16 protein-coding genes are annotated in these 16,823 nt (G+C 67.0%); 5 read left to right on the top strand and 11 right to left on the bottom strand.

What is annotated here, in order from left to right; translation table 11 throughout:
- Positions 1 to 6: 6 nt before the first annotated feature.
- Together AC5Y4F_RS02355 and AC5Y4F_RS02360 are read right to left on the bottom strand one after the other, a co-directional pair.
- Positions 7 to 804: a dienelactone hydrolase family protein gene (locus AC5Y4F_RS02355; RefSeq protein WP_067935069.1), complete on the bottom strand. Its 798-nt coding sequence runs from the start codon at positions 802 to 804 to the stop codon at positions 7 to 9.
- Positions 805 to 835: 31 nt separating this feature from the next.
- The gene (locus AC5Y4F_RS02360) at positions 836 to 1,534 is read right to left on the bottom strand and encodes a DUF4245 domain-containing protein (RefSeq protein ID WP_499994948.1); all 699 of its coding nucleotides are present in this window, start codon (positions 1,532 to 1,534) and stop codon (positions 836 to 838) included.
- A 55-nt stretch (positions 1,535 to 1,589) separates the two neighbouring features.
- Here AC5Y4F_RS02360 and glpX point away from each other — a divergent pair, with 55 nt between their 5' ends.
- The 3 genes from glpX to AC5Y4F_RS02375 are packed head-to-tail and all read left to right on the top strand — an operon-like array spanning position 1,590 to position 5,182.
- A complete protein-coding gene (glpX, locus tag AC5Y4F_RS02365; RefSeq protein ID WP_197520577.1) occupies positions 1,590 to 2,669 on the top strand; it encodes a class II fructose-bisphosphatase in 1,080 nt (359 codons plus the stop codon).
- A gap of 30 nt (positions 2,670 to 2,699) precedes the next feature.
- On the top strand, positions 2,700 to 4,115 hold the full coding sequence (locus tag AC5Y4F_RS02370; RefSeq protein ID WP_499994949.1) for a class II fumarate hydratase: 1,416 nt from the start codon (positions 2,700 to 2,702) through the stop codon (positions 4,113 to 4,115).
- A gap of 53 nt (positions 4,116 to 4,168) precedes the next feature.
- A complete protein-coding gene (locus AC5Y4F_RS02375; RefSeq protein WP_499994950.1) occupies positions 4,169 to 5,182 on the top strand; it encodes a hypothetical protein in 1,014 nt (337 codons plus the stop codon).
- A gap of 16 nt (positions 5,183 to 5,198) precedes the next feature.
- Here the strand turns inward: AC5Y4F_RS02375 and AC5Y4F_RS02380 are convergent, their stop codons facing one another.
- From AC5Y4F_RS02380 to glyA, 5 genes are all read right to left on the bottom strand, one after another.
- On the bottom strand, positions 5,199 to 6,635 hold the full coding sequence (locus AC5Y4F_RS02380; RefSeq protein WP_499995753.1) for an adenylate/guanylate cyclase domain-containing protein: 1,437 nt from the start codon (positions 6,633 to 6,635) through the stop codon (positions 5,199 to 5,201).
- Positions 6,636 to 6,788: 153 nt separating this feature from the next.
- A complete protein-coding gene (locus AC5Y4F_RS02385) occupies positions 6,789 to 7,664 on the bottom strand; it encodes a polysaccharide deacetylase family protein (RefSeq protein ID WP_499994952.1) in 876 nt (291 codons plus the stop codon).
- A 57-nt stretch (positions 7,665 to 7,721) separates the two neighbouring features.
- Positions 7,722 to 9,023: an RNA 5'-3' helicase PhoH2 gene (gene phoH2, locus AC5Y4F_RS02390; protein WP_067935058.1), complete on the bottom strand. Its 1,302-nt coding sequence runs from the start codon at positions 9,021 to 9,023 to the stop codon at positions 7,722 to 7,724.
- Positions 9,024 to 9,272: 249 nt separating this feature from the next.
- Positions 9,273 to 10,100, bottom strand: a complete 828-nt coding sequence (locus AC5Y4F_RS02395) for an acyl-ACP desaturase (protein ID WP_067935369.1) — start codon at positions 10,098 to 10,100, stop codon at positions 9,273 to 9,275.
- Positions 10,101 to 10,218: 118 nt separating this feature from the next.
- A complete protein-coding gene (gene glyA, locus AC5Y4F_RS02400) occupies positions 10,219 to 11,499 on the bottom strand; it encodes a serine hydroxymethyltransferase (RefSeq protein ID WP_499995754.1) in 1,281 nt (426 codons plus the stop codon).
- Positions 11,500 to 11,615: 116 nt separating this feature from the next.
- Between glyA and coaA the strand changes: the two genes are divergently transcribed.
- Positions 11,616 to 12,554 (top strand): type I pantothenate kinase, encoded by a 939-nt coding sequence (gene coaA / locus AC5Y4F_RS02405; RefSeq protein ID WP_067935046.1) that lies wholly within the window; start codon positions 11,616 to 11,618, stop codon positions 12,552 to 12,554.
- A gap of 25 nt (positions 12,555 to 12,579) precedes the next feature.
- Here the strand turns inward: coaA and AC5Y4F_RS02410 are convergent, their stop codons facing one another.
- The 3 genes from AC5Y4F_RS02410 to AC5Y4F_RS02420 form a co-directional block, all read right to left on the bottom strand.
- On the bottom strand, positions 12,580 to 13,002 hold the full coding sequence (locus tag AC5Y4F_RS02410) for a hypothetical protein (RefSeq protein ID WP_499994957.1): 423 nt from the start codon (positions 13,000 to 13,002) through the stop codon (positions 12,580 to 12,582).
- Positions 13,003 to 13,239: 237 nt separating this feature from the next.
- A complete protein-coding gene (locus tag AC5Y4F_RS02415) occupies positions 13,240 to 14,610 on the bottom strand; it encodes a hypothetical protein (protein WP_499994959.1) in 1,371 nt (456 codons plus the stop codon).
- 48 nt (positions 14,611 to 14,658) lie between these two features.
- Positions 14,659 to 15,447 carry a (2Z,6E)-farnesyl diphosphate synthase gene (locus AC5Y4F_RS02420; protein WP_067935367.1) on the bottom strand — a complete coding sequence of 263 codons (789 nt, stop codon included), beginning with the start codon at positions 15,445 to 15,447 and terminating at the stop codon, positions 14,659 to 14,661.
- Positions 15,448 to 15,615: 168 nt separating this feature from the next.
- Between AC5Y4F_RS02420 and trhA the strand changes: the two genes are divergently transcribed.
- Complete coding sequence (gene trhA, locus AC5Y4F_RS02425) at positions 15,616 to 16,389, top strand: PAQR family membrane homeostasis protein TrhA (protein WP_067935039.1); 774 nt, start codon at positions 15,616 to 15,618, stop codon at positions 16,387 to 16,389.
- Positions 16,390 to 16,405: 16 nt separating this feature from the next.
- On the opposite strand, the gene AC5Y4F_RS02430 is transcribed toward trhA, so the two are convergent.
- On the bottom strand, positions 16,406 to 16,789 hold the full coding sequence (locus AC5Y4F_RS02430; RefSeq protein WP_067935038.1) for a nuclear transport factor 2 family protein: 384 nt from the start codon (positions 16,787 to 16,789) through the stop codon (positions 16,406 to 16,408).
- Positions 16,790 to 16,823: the final 34 nt, after the last annotated feature.

Consider the following 16,823-nt stretch of genomic DNA (forward strand, 5'->3'; position numbering starts at 1 on the left):
AGGAACCTAGAAAAGGCGTTGCGTGAGGAACTCGACCACACGCTTGCGGGCTTCGAAGGCGGGATGCCCGTCGACTTCGCGAATCTCGTCGGTGAGCACCGAGTGCGCCATCTTGCTGAAGCCGTGTTGATTGCCGGGCCCCGAATCGATGTCGATCACCTCGAAGGCGTCGCCCAGGCGCTCCTTGAGCGTCACGAACCGCTCGCGCGGCACCGCTTTGTCCTCGCTGAACCGCAAGCCCATGGCGCACAGGCCATCGTTGGTGCACCGATCGGCCACGGTGGCCAGTTCTGCTTCGCTCAGGCCGGGGTCGCGGCGCCGCGCGGCGCCCAGCGGAAACGGGACCGACGGCTGCGAAAGCACCGGCGCCAGCACGCTGTCGTCGACCGCGGCGGCCAGAGCGAACCCGCCGGTGAAGCACTGGCCGATCACGCCGACACCCTTGCCCGGTGTCGATGCGTTGAGATCACGGGCCAGCGCGCGCAGGAACAGCGCCACGGGCCGCTCCTTGTTCAGCGCAAAAGCGGCGAATTCCCTTGCCACACAAGCCCGCCCGATGGTACCGGCAATGTAGCCCGCCGTCTTGGCCTTGCCCGGCTCACCGAACAGCGACGGCATGGCGACGGTGAAGCCGTTGTCCACCAGGTGATTCCCCAGGGCGAGCACGCCCGGATGGATTCCGGGAATCTCGGGAATGAGCACCACCCCGGGGCCGCTGCCCTTGCGGTAGACGTCATGGGTGTAGCCGCCGCCGCTGAACGATGCCGCCGACCATCCGGACAGATCAGCCTCTGGTGCAGTCATGTCGACAGGATCCCTTGCTCGCGCGGATGAGCTAGCGGCTGGGCAAAGGCGGTTGCGATTGCGTCGCCGAAGCCAGCGTACGGAACTGATCGGCGTTTCCGGCGCCGGTTATCGCAATTTGGGTGGCGCCCCCCGGCCCGCTGAGCCTGGTCGTCCATACCGGCTCGGCGTCCGCACCGTTTTGGCCGGAACCCTGATAGACCACCCAGTTGGTCCCGTCGACATCGACCGCTCCGGTTGGGTAGGCCGACGGATGAATCGAGTTGACGAGCTTGTCCTCGTCGGCGTTGCTCTGGGTCAGGCTCAGATACATTCCGGTCGGACTGATGTAGCCGACTTCCGAGATGGGCGCGTTCACCCGTTGACCGCTCGTGGTGTCGCTTCGGCCGCCCTGGATGCCACCGCGGTGGCCGGAGTTGGCTTGCCAGCCGGCCGGGAGCCGCGGTTGGCGGACGGGAAAACCGAGCGCGGACGCGTCGGCACGCAGGGCCGCCCCCGCGTCATAAGACGGGACGGAGCCCTGATGGCTGCCGAGCTGAAACGAGCACATGCCCAGCATGCCTGCGAGCACGACACAGCCGATGACCAGCGGAATCAGCGACCAGAACATGTCCCGGCCGTCCTGCAACAGCCGGGGTTTCACCGGCCTGGGACCCGGTCCGGCCTGCGGAGACGACGCACCGGCTACGTTCCCATCAAGCTGGGCGTTCAGCGGCGGCTCCTCCGTCATCCCCCAAGTATCCCAGTTCCAGCGGACCGATCCGCTTCTGGGACAATCGACAACCATGACAGTTGAGGGCGAGCGCTCGACCGCCACCACCGGCCGGGCCTTAGCGCAGGGTCGACCGCGCGGTGAGGCTCCGGACCGCAACCTGGCTTTGGAACTGGTACGCGTCACCGAGGCCGGTGCCATGGCCGCAGGTCGCTGGGTCGGCCGCGGCGACAAAGAGGGCGGCGACGGGGCGGCCGTGGACGCGATGCGCGAGCTGGTCAATACGGTGTCGATGCGCGGCGTCGTCGTCATCGGCGAGGGCGAGAAGGACCACGCTCCGATGCTCTACAACGGCGAGGAGGTCGGCAACGGCGACGGAGCGGAGTGCGACTTCGCCGTGGACCCGATCGACGGCACCACGCTGATGAGCAAGGGCATGCCGAACGCCATCTCCGTGCTGGCGGTGGCCGACCGCGGAGCGATGTTCGACCCGTCGGCGGTGTTCTACATGAACAAGATCGCCGTCGGGCCGGAGGCCGCGCACGTGCTCGACATCACCGCGCCGATCGCTGAGAACATCAAGGCCGTCGCCAAGGTCAAGGCGCTGTCGGTGCGCGACATGACCGTGTGCATCCTGGACCGGCCGCGGCACGGCAAGCTGATCGAGGACGTTCGGGCCACCGGGGCCCGGATCCGGCTGATCACCGACGGCGACGTCGCGGGTGCGATCTCGGCGTGCCGGCCGCACTCGGGAACCGACATGCTCGCCGGGATCGGCGGCACGCCCGAAGGCATCATCGCCGCCGCCGCGATCCGGTGCATGGGCGGTGCCATCCAGGCACAGCTGGCTCCCACCGACGACAAGGAACGCCAGAAGGCGATCGACGCCGGCTACGACCTCGACCAGGTGTTGACCACCGAGGACCTGGTGTCCGGCGACAACGTGTTCTTCTGTGCCACCGGGGTCACCAACGGCGACCTGCTCAAAGGGGTGCAGTACTACCCGGGCGGCTGCACCACCCAGTCGATCGTCATGCGGTCGAAGTCGGGAACCGTCCGGATGATCGAGGCCTACCACCGGCTTTCAAAACTCAACGAGTACTCCGCCATCGACTTCACCGGCGACACCTCCGCCGCCTATCCCCTGCCCTGACCACCGATCGAAGAACGAGGAAGCCACTCTATGGCCTCGAACAGCTCTGAAGACACCGAGTACCGCATCGAACGCGACACCATGGGCGAGGTCCGCGTACCCGCAAAAGCGTTGTGGCGCGCCCAAACTCAGCGCGCGGTCGAGAACTTCCCAATCTCGGGCCGCGGCCTGGAGCGCACCCAGATCCGCGCGTTGGGTCTGCTGAAGGGCGCCTGCGCGCAGGTCAACAAGGACCTGGGGTTGCTGGCGCCCGAGAAGGCCGACGCGATCATCGCCGCGGCCGCCGAGATCGCCGAGGGCCAGCACGACGACCAGTTCCCGATCGATGTCTTCCAGACCGGCTCGGGCACCAGCTCCAACATGAACACCAACGAGGTGATCGCGAGCATCGCGGCCGCCCACGGTGTGACGGTGCACCCCAACGACGACGTCAACATGTCGCAGTCGTCGAATGACACCTTCCCGACCGCAACCCACATCGCGGCCACCGAGGCCGCGGTGCGTCATCTCATCCCGGCGCTCGAGGTGCTGCACGACGCCCTGGCCGGCAAGGCGCGCGAGTGGCACACCGTGGTCAAATCGGGCCGCACCCACCTGATGGACGCCGTCCCGGTGACGCTCGGTCAGGAGTTCAGCGGATACGCCCGGCAGGTCGAGGCGGGCATCGAGCGGGTGCGCGCGACGCTGCCCCGGTTGGGCGAGCTGGCTATCGGCGGCACCGCGGTCGGTACCGGTTTGAACGCTCCCGACGGCTTCGGCGCTAAGGTGGTCGAAACGCTGGTCAACTCCACCGGTCTGAGTGAATTGCGCACGGCAACAAACTCGTTCGAGGCGCAGGCGGCTCGTGACGGGCTGGTCGAGGCGTCGGGCGCGCTGCGCACCATCGCGGTGTCGCTGACCAAGATCGCCAACGACGTTCGCTGGATGGGATCGGGACCGTTGACCGGCCTGGCCGAGATCCAGCTACCCGACCTGCAGCCGGGCAGCTCCATCATGCCCGGCAAGGTGAATCCCGTTCTCCCCGAGGCCGTTACGCAGGTCGCCGCCCAGGTGATCGGCAACGACGCCGCAGTCGCGTGGGGCGGCGGCAACGGCGCGTTCGAGCTCAACGTCTACATCCCGATGATGGCGCGCAACGTCCTCGAGTCCTTCAAGCTGCTGACCAATGTGGCGAAGCTGTTCGCCGAGCGTTGCATCACCGGACTGGCCGCCAATGTCGAACGCCTGCGCGAGCTGGCCGAGTCGTCGCCGTCCATCGTGACGCCGCTGAACTCGGCGATCGGCTACGAGGAAGCCGCCGCGGTGGCCAAACAGGCGCTCAAGGAGCGCAAGACGATTCGTCAGGCGGTGATCGATCGCGGCCTCATCGGCGACAAGCTGTCGATCGAAGAACTCGACCGGCGGCTCGACGTGTTGGCGATGGCCAAGGTCAAACCCGAAGACTGAACCGGCCGTCATCCGGTGACGGCGGTACTCGACGAGAGTAAGGGTGGTTTTGCATGACGGTTCCTCCCGGCGGTCCCTACGGCCAGGGGCCCTACGGAAGCAATCCGTATGGGCAGGACCCGAATTGGGGGGGCCAGCCGCAGGGCGGTCCCGGTCCCTACCCGCAGGGTGGTCCCGGTCCGTACCCGCAGGGCGGTACCGGTCCCTACCCGCAGGGTGGTCCATACGCGTACCCGCCGGGTGGCCCGTACCCGTACCCGCCCGGTGCTACCCCGTACCCGAACCAGCAGTATCTGCCACCCGGACAGCAGTTTGGGCCGGGCGGCCCCTACCCATCGGGCCCGCCGCCGGGAGGTCCCGGCTCGAAGCTGCCGTGGCTGATCGTCGCCGGTCTGGTTGTGCTGGCTGTCATCGCGCTGGTGGCAACGCTGCTGCTAATGCGCGGCGGCAATGACAACAAGCGGGTCGCCACCGCGCCCTCGACAACCTCCACGTCGGTCTCACAGCCGAAGAATTCCGCGCAGAACGCCACCGACTGCACCCCGAACGTGTCCGGCGGCGAGATGCCACGGACCGACTCGATCGCCGCGGGCAAGCTTTCGTTCCCGGCCAGCGCGGCGCCGGGCGGGTGGACGGTGTTCTCCGACGACCAGGGCCCGAACCTGATCGGAGGGCTGGGGGTCGCGCAGGACGTGCCCGGGGCCAATCAGTGGATGATGACGGCCGAGGTCGGCGTCACCAATTTCGTTCCCAGCATGGACCTCACGGCCCAAGCCACGAAGTTGATGCAATGCATCGTCGCGGGCCCCGGCTACGCGAACGCGCAGCCCACGCTCGGACCGACGAAGTCGTCGTCGATCACCGTCGACGGCACCAAGGCGGTCCGGGTCGATGCCGACGTCACAATCGCCGATCCCAGTCGCAACGTCAAGGGCGACTCGGTCACCATCATCGCCGTCGACACCAAGCCGGTCACCGTCTTCATCGGCAGCACACCCATCGGTGATACCGCCTCGGCGGACCTCGTCGGCAAAATCATTGCCGCGCTGAAGGTCTCCAAGTCCTGACGCGGGTTTGGGCCGGCTAGCTAGTCGTCGGTGCCGAGACGTGGGTGGCCTCGGATCGCCCACGCAGAATCGTGGAATAACATTCGGCCCAGTGCGCGCGCTCGTCCTCGCCCGCGGCGTCGATGGCACCCGCCGAGCACAGGATCCGCCGGTCGGAGGTTTTGGCGAGGTCGGCCAGCCGGGCGGCTTCGTTGACGGCGTCACCGATCACGGTGTATTCATACCTGTTTTCGGCGCCGATGTTGCCGGCGAAGACCCGCCCCGCTGAGACGCCGATGCCGAAATCGACCGGCAGCTGCCGCAATTCGGAGACAAGTGCACGAGCGGTCGCCAACGCCGACGATGCCGGCTCGCGCGCCGGCAGCGGCACCCCGAAGACGGCCAGCGCGGCATCGCCCGCGAATTTGTTCACCAGTCCGTGGTGTTCGTCGACGGCATGCACGACGATCCGGAAGAAGTCGTTGAGCACCTCCGCGACCTCTTGCGGAGGGCGGCTTTCCGCGAGCCGGGTGGACTCCACCAGGTCGATGAAAAGCACCGCCGCTTCGACGACGTCTCCCGACAGGGATGCCCCCTCGTTGAGCGCGCGTTGCGCGACGTCGGCCCCGACGTGGCGTCCGAACAGGTCACGTAACCGGTCCCGCTCGGCGAGCCCGGCCACCATTCGGTTGAATCCCGTTTGCAGACGCCCGATCTGGGAACGCTCATAGGCGCCGACGTACGTGTCCATGCGGCCATGCTCGACCTCGGCCATCGCGTCGACGACCTCGCCGACCGGATCCGAGATGGACCGCGAGGTCAGAATCATCGTGGGCAGTCCCAAGATCAGCGCCGCCAGCGACACCACCAGAATCGGCACGTCCAGCGATGCGGACTTCTCGATCAGCCAGCCGTACGAGCGGAGAACCACCATCGTCGCAATGACCGCGATGGGAAAAGCGCTGCACAGAAACCACAGCAGAACCAGCCGGGCATAGACGCTCGGCACCGCAAGCCGCGGTTCGGCGCCCAGCGTGGCGGCGCGCATGATGGGCCGCAGGGTGCGCTGGGCGATCAGCATGGCGGTGCCGGCGGCGGCCGATCCGCCGAGCAACACGCCGAGCACGATGGGCAGCAGAAGTTGCGGTCCGCCAGTCAAATTCAACAGGATGAAGATCCCGCCGGTCAGCGCCCAGGACGCCACCAGGATTACCGACTGGCGCCCGGCCAGCCTCATCACGGCTTCGCGTTGCTCCGGGGTGGGTTCGTCCCCTGCGACGTACCAGCGCACCGTGGGAGCCAGGCTGACGGCGCCGGCCACCGCCACGCTGACGATGCCCACCACGATGAGCAGCACCACTGGGACCGTGTTCTGCCGTGCGAAGTCGGCGTTGGCGCCCACTGAAGTGTGGCCGCGCAGGGGGATGAGGATGGCGGCCGCTTCGACGACGGCCAGGACGTAGGACAGGCTCAGATCGAGCCCGTATTGAAACAACCACCGACGAAAGGACTTTCGTTGCCCCGTGGCGTGCTGCCGCGCCGGGCCGCGCCGTGGCGGCGGAAGCCGATCGCGAAGCCAGCCCGCGGTGATCATAAAAAGGTAGCCGCGTGTGGCCCGAAACTTGCGCTACGCACCGTTGTTCGGTCCTCCGGAGTTCTGCCCGGCGATGTCGGTGATCGGGAAATTCGGCATCGGTTTCGGTGAGGGTGTGTTGGGCAGCGTGGGGATGTCGCCGGGTGGGATGTCGCGCAGGCCGTTGACGGGTGAACCATTCTCCCGGCCGCCGTAGCTGCTGCCGGGGGCGCGTGGCCCCAGCAGGTCGCTGACCGTCACCATGCGGTAGCCGTTGGCCTTGAGCACCGGGATGAACTGGTACACCAGATCGACGGTGCTCGAGTACGTGTTATGGAACAGCACCACCGAGCCCGGCTTGAGGTAAGTCATCAACATGTAGCGCGTGGCCGCCGTGTTCGAGTCGTTCGCCCAGTCGAAAGGGATGACATCCCAGAGGATTTCAGCCAGCCCGAATTGGCCGGCGGTCTGGCGCACCGCCGGGTCGGACAGTCCTCCGGCGGGGCGATACAGGTTCGGGGTGCGCCCGGTCGCGGCCTTGATCGCGTCGTTGGCCTTAAAGAACTGGGCGGCGATGTCTTCGCGTGGGATCGTGGTCATGTTGGGGTGTTCCCAGGTGTGGCTGCCGATTTCCATTCCCGCGTCGGCAATGCGCCTGGCGCCGGCCGGGTTCGCGGCCACTTTGTTGCCGATCAGGAAGAACGTGGCCTTGGCGTCGTTCTCCTTCAAGATTTGCAGCAGCCGCTCATCGAACGGCCCCGGCCCGTCGTCAAAGGTCAAGGCGACGCACTTGACGACCGAGCAGCTGAGGTCGTCGGCGCGTGTCACATGACCCGTAAGCCCGCCGATCACCAGCACCGCGACGGCTGCCGCCACCCCGACAACCGTGCGCCAGTAGCGCCAGGCTTGGGTGTCGGGTCGTTTCGCCACCGTAAAAGTTTATCGAAGAGGGCCCTATCCGGGGTCGAGCGCGCTGGTCAGGCGCCCTCACTGCGGGCCGGCGATCTCCTCGAGCATCTCGGTGACCAGGGCGGCAATCGGCGATCGCTCGCTGCGCAACAGGGTGATGTGGGCGAACAGCGGGTGGCCCTTGAGTTTCTCGATCACCGCCGCGACTCCGTCGTGGCGGCCCACCCGCAAGTTGTCGCGCTGGGCGATGTCGTGCGTCAGCACCACCCGCGATCCGGCGCCCAACCTGGACAGCACGGTCAGCAGGACGTTGCGCTCCAGCGACTGGGCCTCATCGACGATGACGAACGAGTCGTGCAGCGACCGGCCCCGGATGTGGGTCAGCGGCAGCACTTCGAGCATGCCGCGGGACAGCACCTCCTCCAGCACAGCCGGGCTGGCCAGACCCTCGAGCGTGTCGAAGACGGCCTGCGCCCACGGGCCCATCTTCTCGCTCTCGCTGCCGGGCAGATACCCCAGCTCTTGGCCGCCGACGGCATAGAGCGGGCGGAAGACGACCACCTTGCGCTGGGTGCGCCGCTCCAGCACCGCCTCCAGACCGGCGCACAACGCGAGCGCCGACTTGCCGGTGCCGGCCTTGCCGCCCAGCGACACGATGCCCACCGACTCGTCGAGCAGCAGGTCGAGCGCCACCCGCTGTTCGGCGGATCGCCCGCGCAGGCCGAATGCCTCGCGATCACCACGCACCAGCTGGACACGTTTGTCCGCGTTGACCCGGCCGAGTGCATGAGAGTTACCGCCGAGCAGCCGAACACCGGTGTGGCAGGGAAGGTCTCGCGCTTCCACCAGATCGATCTCGCCGTCGGTGAACAGGGCGTCGATGTCCTCGGTGGCGGTCTCGATCTCGCGCATCCCCGACCATCCGGAGGCGACCACGTCCTGCGCGTGGTATTCATCGGCGGCCAGCCCCACCGCTGCGGCCTTGACCCTAAGCGGGATGTCCTTGCTGACCAACGTAACTCGTTTACCTTCGGCCGCGAGGTTGGCGGCGCAGCTCAGGATCCGGGAGTCGTTGCTGTCGCTGCGAAAACCGGCCGGCAGCACTGAGGGATCCGTGTGGTTGAGCTCGACATGCAGCGAACCCCCCTGTGTCCCAACCGGAATGGGCTGATCCAGCCGTCCGTGCACCAGCCGAAGGTCGTCGAAAAGCCGCAACGACTGGCGGGCGAACCATCCCAGCTCGTGGTGGTGGCGTTTGGCCTCCAGCTCGCTTATCACCACCAACGGAACAACCACCTCGTGTTCGGCGAACCGGCTGCACGCCCAGGGGTCGGACAGCAGCACGGAAGTGTCGATCACGTAGGTCCGGATATCGGTCACGTAGCGCTCCTCGAGCGGGATGAGCCCGCGCGGACCCGCACAGGCATGTCGACGGGAACCGCAGCACCAGGACCGGGGCCGGTCCTTCCGTTGTGATGACGGGAGGTGCCGCCCTGGCAGCAGAGCATGACGCTGACCATCGAGAACGACGCTACTCCCGTGGCCGCGCGCCCGCTGTGCAGGCGCGCCGACGTGGCGAGCCGCGACCGCCTCAGCGGCTGGCCGATGTCAGAGGGTCGTGCGGGTTGCTTAGCCGACGACGAATCGGCGCAGCTGGGGTTCGTCCGCGAGCCCCCAGGCGGTGATGCGGTCGGAGATCGCCTGACGCAACTGCTCCGGGCCGAAAACGCCTGCCTTCTCGACGTTCTGGACCTTGCCCCGGTACGCGTCGATGTCGGCGCCGGGCACCTGCAGGTCGGCCGCCCGGGCGGCGATGGCCTCGATGGTCTCGTCGCGGGTGTACTCGAGGCAGTGCGCGACGAGGTTCGAGAAGAACACTTCGTGGCGCCGCTCGTCGCGGCCGATCCGATCGATGAGGCCGGCCAGGATGGGCTCCTCGAGCTGCGCGGCCAGGTTCTCGCAGAACACCGCGTGGGTGCGTTCGACGAACGCCATGTGCACGAGCGTTTCCACCTGCGAGTAGGTGTCGGCGCGGTAGCCCTTCATGACGTACTGGACGCGGGCCTCTTCGTTGGCGGTCGGATCGACCTCGCGGGTAACCACCAGGTATTCGCGCAACGCGATCGCGTGCAGGTGCTCCTCGGCCGTCCACCGGCCCAGCCAGCGGCCCCAGTAGTCCTCCAGGATGAAGTGCTCGACCAGCTCGCGGTGGTGGGCGGCGAGGTTGTCCTTGAGCAGCAGCAAAATCTCGCAGGCGTCGGTCAACGGCCTCGGCAGCGTCATCGACGAGGGGTCCCAGTCGCGTCCACCCAGGAAGGCGAAGTTCTCGCCCCGGTCGAACGGCACGTAGTCGTGCGCGAACCAGAGTTCTTCGGTGGACAAGTGGCGGTCGATGTTCGCTTCGACGACCGGCTCGAGTTCCAGGGTCAGCGCGTTAGCCACAGGTCTTTCTGCCATGAGGTAACTGTAACCCGCATACACACGTTCATAAAATCGCCCGGGCTGTGTCGCGGCAACTAGTGACTTTCGTCCTCAACCGCGCTCAGCCGCGCCGTCCGGCGACATCGACGCCGGATCAGCGTCCGACCAGCGCCCAGTCTTCGAGGCCTTCGTACAGGGGAAACTCCTGCGCCAGCCGCGTCACACGCTGCCGCAGCCCCGCCACGTCGGCCGAGCTGCCGGCCGCCAACGCGGTGGCGATGACGTCGGCAACCTCACTGAACTCGGCGTCACCGAAGCCGCGGGTGGCCAACGCGGGCGTCCCGATCCGCAGCCCGGATGTGACCATCGGCGGGCGCGGGTCGTTGGGCACGGCGTTGCGGTTGACCGTGATGCCGACCTCGTGCAGCAGGTCCTCGGCGGCCTGACCATCGAGCGGGGAGTCGCGCAGGTCCACCAGCACCAGGTGCACGTCGGTGCCGCCGCTGACCACCGACACGCCGGCCTTGGCCACATCGGCGGCCGACAGCCGCTCGGCGAGGATGCGCGCTCCGGAGAGCGTGCGCTGCTGCCGCTCGACGAACTCGGGGGTGCCCGCGATCTTCAGCGCGACGGCCTTGCCGGCGATGACGTGCATGAGCGGGCCGCCCTGCTGGCCCGGGAACACCGCCGAGTTGACGGCCTTGGCGTACTCCTGCTTGCCCAGGATCATGCCGGAGCGGCCGCCGCCGAGCGTCTTGTGAACGGTGGTCGAGACGACGTCGGCGTGCGGCACCGGAGACGGGTGCAGGCCGGCCGCGACGAGGCCGGCGAAGTGCGCCATATCCACCCAGAGCTTGGCGTCGACCTCGTCGGCGATCGACCGGAACGCCGCGAAGTCGAGGATCCGCGGATAGGCCGACCACCCGGCGATGATCACCTTCGGACGGAATTCCAGCGCCTGGGCGCGTACCGCGTCCATATCGACCAGATGGCTCGTCGGGTCGACGCCATAGAAACCGTTCTCGTAGAGCTTGCCCGAGAAGTTCAGCTTCATGCCGTGCGTCAGGTGCCCACCGTTGGCCAGGTCCAGACCCAGCAGCCGCTCCCCCGGCGACATCAGGGCGTGCAGCACCGCGGCGTTGGCTTGGGCACCCGAATGCGGCTGCACGTTGGCGAAGTCGGCGCCGAAGAGCGCCTTGGCCCGGTTGCGGGCGATGTTCTCCACGACGTCGACGTACTCGCAGCCGCCGTAGTAGCGGCGCCCGGGCAATCCCTCGGCGTATTTGTTGGTCAGCACGCTGCCCTGCGCCTGCAGGACCGCGCGCGGAACGAAGTTCTCCGACGCGATCATCTCGAGGGTGTCGCGCTGCCGGCCGAGCTCTTTGCCGAGCAGCTCGGCAATATCCGGGTCGACGTCGGACAGCGGGGCGGACATCACAGACGTCGAGGGGCGGGCATCAGGTGCGGCAGTCACGGCCGCCAGTCTATCCAGCGCTGACTTATCGCCAGCCCAGCCGTCGGGCATTTCGGCGCTCCTGTAACACTTGCACTATGCCGCGGCTTAGCGAGCCGAGCCCCTATGTGGAGTTCGACCGGAAGCAATGGCGTGCGCTTCGTATGTCGACGCCGTTGGCCCTCACCGAGGAAGAACTCGTCGGGCTGCGCGGCCTGGGTGAACAGATCGACTTGCTCGAAGTCGAAGAGGTCTACCTGCCGCTGGCCCGGCTCATTCACCTGCAGGTCGCCGCGCGGCAGCGACTGTTCGCCGCCACCGCGGAATTCCTTGGCGAACCTCTGCAAAACCCGGACCGGCCGGTGCCGTTCATCATCGGGGTGGCCGGCAGCGTGGCGGTCGGCAAATCGACGACCGCCCGTGTGCTGCAGGCGCTCTTGGCGCGCTGGGATCATCATCCGCGGGTGGACCTGGTCACCACCGACGGCTTCCTGTACCCAAATGCCGAGTTGGACCGGCGGAACCTGATGCACCGCAAGGGTTTTCCCGAAAGCTACAACCGTCGGGCGCTGATGCGGTTCGTGACCTCGGTCAAATCCGGTTCGGACTACGCATGTGCGCCGGTTTATTCGCACCTCAAATACGACATCATCCCCGGGGCCAAACACGTCGTCCGCCACCCCGACATCCTGATCCTGGAGGGCCTCAACGTTCTGCAGACCGGTCCGACCCTGATGGTGTCGGACCTGTTCGACTTCGGCGTCTACGTCGACGCCCGAATCGAAGACATCGAGCAGTGGTATGTATCGCGATTCTTGGCCATGCGCAGCACCGCCTTCGCGGATCCCGAATCGCACTTCCACCACTACTCGGCGTTGAACGACACCAAGGCGATCGCCGCCGCTCGCGAGATCTGGCGGTCGATCAACCGCCCCAACCTGGTCGAGAACATCCTCCCGACCCGGCCGCGCGCGACCTTGGTGCTGCGCAAAGACGCCGACCATTCCATCAACCGGCTGCGGCTGCGCAAGCTTTAACGCCCCGCGCCGGCAACACGGAGGATCACGCCTCGAGGCGACGCAGTCCCAGGAATTGCAGCCCCGCGAACACCGCGGTGTACGCACCGCTGGCCAGTGTCAATGCGACACCGGTGACGGTCAGCGGCAGCGCTTCCGCGGCCACGATCGAGGCCAGCGTGAACGCGACGTTGACCACCAGGACGCTGATACCGACACGGCGCAGTTCCGGCAGCGCACCGAGGCTGAACACCAGCAGGCCGGCGAGCACGAAAACGACACCCACGCCGTATTCCTGGAAGGACGTCAGGCCGGTCAGCGCCGAAATCGGGTCGGCGAACAGCGCGATGGCCAATCCGAACATCCCCGTCAGGGTCGCGTCGGCACGCACGGCAAAACGCAACAGCGAGTCCGTCGAGTCGTAGAGAGGCCGGGTCGGGATTGTAGATACGCCGGTGATCGAGCTCATTGTTTACTCCTTGCGATGGCGGATTGGGTCGAACAGCTTCGAGCGTGCCGCCAGTGCACTGCCATATCGACTCGTGGCGCTGCCAACTAGTGCCACGGATACAACGACAGGGCGGTTCACCCGGCTATTCCCATCGCCGGGTAAATATTTGACACGCGCCAGGCCGAGCGTCTCAGCGGTCCCACAGGTCACAGGGCACTGTGCCGTCCGGCGCCCGCGGTGACCCGGGTGCCCGTCCTAGTCGCTGGGAACCGGGACGCGACCGCGAAGGTCGGCGGCGATCAGGCGGGCCGCGGCGTTTTGCCAATTGTGCAGCGAACGCTGCGGCACTTCGGTGACAAACCACTGCCAGGCCTGGCGCGCGGTCGGGTCCAGGCCCGAGGCGGTGGCGTTCTGCGCGTAGGCGCGCACCCCGACCACGTAGGGGAAGTACAGAGAGTTGTAATACCGCCATTCTTCGGTGGTCCCGAAGTCGCCACCGTCGCGCGGTTTGAGCCGCGCTATGCCGTCGGCCAGGACGGCCTTGAGTTCGTTGGCCCGCTCGATCGGATGGTCGGGGGCGCCCCGCGCGGCCAACCGCTCGTCGATCATTGGCAGCGCGGTCAGCGGGCTGGCAACCAGCTTGGTCAGGTCGCCGTAGTGGCCCAGCGCCCGGCGGGTGAGTCTGACGAAGGTGACGTCGTCGACGTCGGCGAGCGGGTGCTCCTGGCGCAGCGGCAGTGCGGCGCCGGTATGCCGCAGCTCGGCCCGATCCGCTCGCAGCGCAGGCGATTTGGAGAACGCCACCCGGTCGAGCAACCCAGCCAGCGGATCGGCGAGCACCTGAACGGTGATCGCGACCGCCAGGCTGGTGAACAGCAGCACCGTCAGGGCGGTCTGCGCGCCGGAATCGTGGCGGGTCACCGCTAATCCGATCAGCGCCTGGCCGCCGAATAACACCGCCACCACCATCGAGCCGGCGAACGAGCGCAGCATGTCGGCCCGCAGCGCGTGGCCCTCATCGAAGGCGTCCCACAGGGCGACGGCAACCCCGAGCCCGAGGACGTCGCAACTCGTCGACGCCAGCGCAACCCAGCTGGGTACCAGACCCAGCGGGATGATCAGGATCGCGTTGCTCAGCGCAAAGAACAGGGTGGCGGTAATGGCGAGCCCCACCGCAGGCCTCGGTCGCCGCGGGCGGCGCAACACGACGGCCATCGCGCCGAGCGTCGACACCGAGATCACGGCGAACATCAGCCAGTGGCCCGGCCGCAGCGGCCCGTCGACGCTGCCGGCCATCGCGGCCCCGAACAGAGTCAGCGCGGCCACCCCGGCCACGAGCAGCAACTCCCGGGTACGCGCCCGCCAACCGTCACTGGGCCGGGACAGCTCGACGAGCACCGCGAACCAGGCCAGGCCCGGAATGGTTGCCAGGTAGATCTCGACTCTGCTCAACGCCTGGGCGTATGCGGGACCGGCGGTCCGAACCGCGTCCAGCCCCACCACGACGGCGAACCCGCAGAGTCCGATCGCCGCCAGTGTGAGAACGGGTTTGCGCGGATCGCGGGCCACCAGATAAAGACCCAGCCAGGCGCTCAGCGTGAACACCATCGCCGAGAGCGCAGCCATGCACTCAGTGTGGCACGCACGCAAGGGGCCCTTTAAGACCTTCGGCAGTTACTTGCCGTGCCTGCGATCCCGCCGGCTGTAGTCGCGCAGCGCGCGCAAGAAGTCGACGCGGCGGAACGCGGGCCAATGCGTTTCGCAGAACCACATCTCCGAATATGCGCTCTGCCACAGGAGAAATCCGGACAACCGTTGCTCACCCGAGGTGCGGATCACCAGGTCGGGGTCGGGTTGCCCGGACGTGTAGAGGTTCTCGGAGATGGCGTCGACGGTCACGGCATCGATGAGTTCCTCGGCGGTGGCGCCGTTGGCGAGTTCTTTGTTCAGCAGCGCACGCACGGCGCCGACGATCTCCTGCCGACCGCCGTAGCCGACTGCCACGTTGACATGAAAGGACGCGATGCTGGGGGTGGACTCGACGGCACCGCGCAACCGGCGAGCCGGCTCCTCGCCGAGCAGTTCCAAGTCCCCAACCGTGCGCACGCTCCAACGGTTGGCCGGCGCACAGATCTCCTCGACGACGTCGGTGATGATTTCGATCAGCCCGGCCAGCTCCTCGGGATCGCGTTGGAGATTTTCCGTGGACAGCAGGTACACCGTCGTCATCTCGACGCCGGCTTCCTGACACCAGCGCAGCATCTCGGCGATCTTGGATGCGCCCATCCGGTAGCCATAGCTGACGTCCTCGTATCCCGCGTCGCGGGCCCACCGCCTGTTCCCGTCACATAGCACGGCGATATGCCGCGGCAGCTGGGACTTCGAGGCGGCCAGGCCCTGCCGCAGCCTCAACTCGTAGACGCGATACAGCGGCTCTTTGAGGCGCGGCGGGATAATTTCCACGAACATTTACCCTACTGCCAGCGGTGATTTATTCACCGATCTCGTTTCGGCCGGGTCGGCATAGAAAGTCGACACTGTGTCGTAACCATCCCTGGCTACTGTGGATCTTGAGCCTTCGGCGACTTTCCCGCTGGTATCCACTAGTCGCGAGAACAAGACACAGGAGACATGAGCAGCCAGACCCGTACCGTCCCCAACCCGGAGCCCGAACCCGACTCGATCGTTCCGGGCAACACCCTCGAGGAGTTCGCCGAGGGCGCCACCCAGTTCTTTGGCAAGCCCCGGATGCGCGGCTGGATCCACTTCGTCTCGGCGTGGCTGGCCATCATCACCGGCGCGACGCTGGTGTCGGTGTCGTGGGCGCTCGCGTCGCCCCGCGCCGGCCACTCGACGCTGGTCTACGCTGCGGCGACGGTGGCGATGTTCGCAGTCAGCGCCACCTACCACCGGGTGCAATGGAAGTCAGACGTGGCGCGCAGCCGGATGAAGCGGCTCGACCACTCGATGATTTTTGTCTTCATCGCGGGTAGCTACACCCCGTTCGCACGGCTGGCCATGCCGCAGAACACCGGGTTGCTGGTGGAGTGCATCGTGTGGGGCGGCGCGGCCGCCGGCATCGCATTGAAGATGTGCTGGCCAACGGCGCCGCGCTGGGTCGGCGTGCCGCTCTACCTGCTGTTGGGGTGGGTAGCCGTGTGGTTCGCCCCCACGATCCTGCACCAGGCCGGCGTCGCCGCGATGGTGCTGCTGGCGGTGGGCGGGGTGTTTTACAGCGTCGGCGGCATCTTCTACGGGCTGCGCTGGCCCGACCCGTGGCCGAAGACGTTCGGCTATCACGAGTTCTTCCACGCATTCACTGCCATCGCCGCGATTCTGCACTACATCGCCATGTGGTTCGCCGTCTTCTACACGGGCGACCAGGCCTGGCTGGCGGGCGGCTAAGCCGCCTCGTCACCGGTCAGGCAGGGGTGACGTCGTCCTCCGGCGACCAGTAGGCCTTCATCGAGGCGATCTTGCCTCTGCTGTCGAAGACCATGACGTCGATGGGCTCGATTACCAAGCGGTGCTCGCCCGCGGTCACGGTCAGCCGGAACTGGAAGGCCGCCTCGTTGCCGGCGATGCGCAGCGTCACCAGTTCGCATTCTCGCTGCACTTCATTGACCGCGGCGTAGAAGCCGTGAATCGCCTGCCGACCGATGTGCACCTCGCCCCCGACCGGATCTTCGACGGTGGCGTCGTCGGCGTACAACTCGACCAAGTCGTCGGCGCTGCCCTTGGCGACCAGTTCGATGTAGCGGTTGACCGTGTTTCTGATCGCTTCGGTCTTTGCGGCATTCGACATGGGACGCAGGGTAGCCCGCGCTTAGTGGTGATCG

The organism is Mycobacterium sp. NGS56, assembly GCF_059812425.1.

Excerpts from the sequence above, each read along its gene's own strand:
- trhA (WP_067935039.1), top strand. The coding sequence starts at position 15,616 with ATGAGCAGCCAGACCCGTACCGTCCCCAACCCGGAGCCCGAACCCGAC.
- AC5Y4F_RS02430 (WP_067935038.1), bottom strand. The coding sequence starts at position 16,789 with ATGTCGAATGCCGCAAAGACCGAAGCGATCAGAAACACGGTCAACCGC.
- AC5Y4F_RS02395 (WP_067935369.1), bottom strand. The coding sequence starts at position 10,100 with ATGGCAGAAAGACCTGTGGCTAACGCGCTGACCCTGGAACTCGAGCCG.
- coaA (WP_067935046.1), top strand. The coding sequence starts at position 11,616 with ATGCCGCGGCTTAGCGAGCCGAGCCCCTATGTGGAGTTCGACCGGAAG.
- AC5Y4F_RS02360 (WP_499994948.1), bottom strand. The coding sequence starts at position 1,534 with ATGACGGAGGAGCCGCCGCTGAACGCCCAGCTTGATGGGAACGTAGCC.
- AC5Y4F_RS02370 (WP_499994949.1), top strand. The coding sequence starts at position 2,700 with ATGGCCTCGAACAGCTCTGAAGACACCGAGTACCGCATCGAACGCGAC.
- AC5Y4F_RS02410 (WP_499994957.1), bottom strand. The coding sequence starts at position 13,002 with ATGAGCTCGATCACCGGCGTATCTACAATCCCGACCCGGCCTCTCTAC.
- AC5Y4F_RS02375 (WP_499994950.1), top strand. The coding sequence starts at position 4,169 with ATGACGGTTCCTCCCGGCGGTCCCTACGGCCAGGGGCCCTACGGAAGC.
- AC5Y4F_RS02355 (WP_067935069.1), bottom strand. The coding sequence starts at position 804 with ATGACTGCACCAGAGGCTGATCTGTCCGGATGGTCGGCGGCATCGTTC.
- glpX (WP_197520577.1), top strand. The coding sequence starts at position 1,590 with ATGACAGTTGAGGGCGAGCGCTCGACCGCCACCACCGGCCGGGCCTTA.
- glyA (WP_499995754.1), bottom strand. The coding sequence starts at position 11,499 with ATGTCCGCCCCGCTGTCCGACGTCGACCCGGATATTGCCGAGCTGCTC.
- AC5Y4F_RS02415 (WP_499994959.1), bottom strand. The coding sequence starts at position 14,610 with ATGGCTGCGCTCTCGGCGATGGTGTTCACGCTGAGCGCCTGGCTGGGT.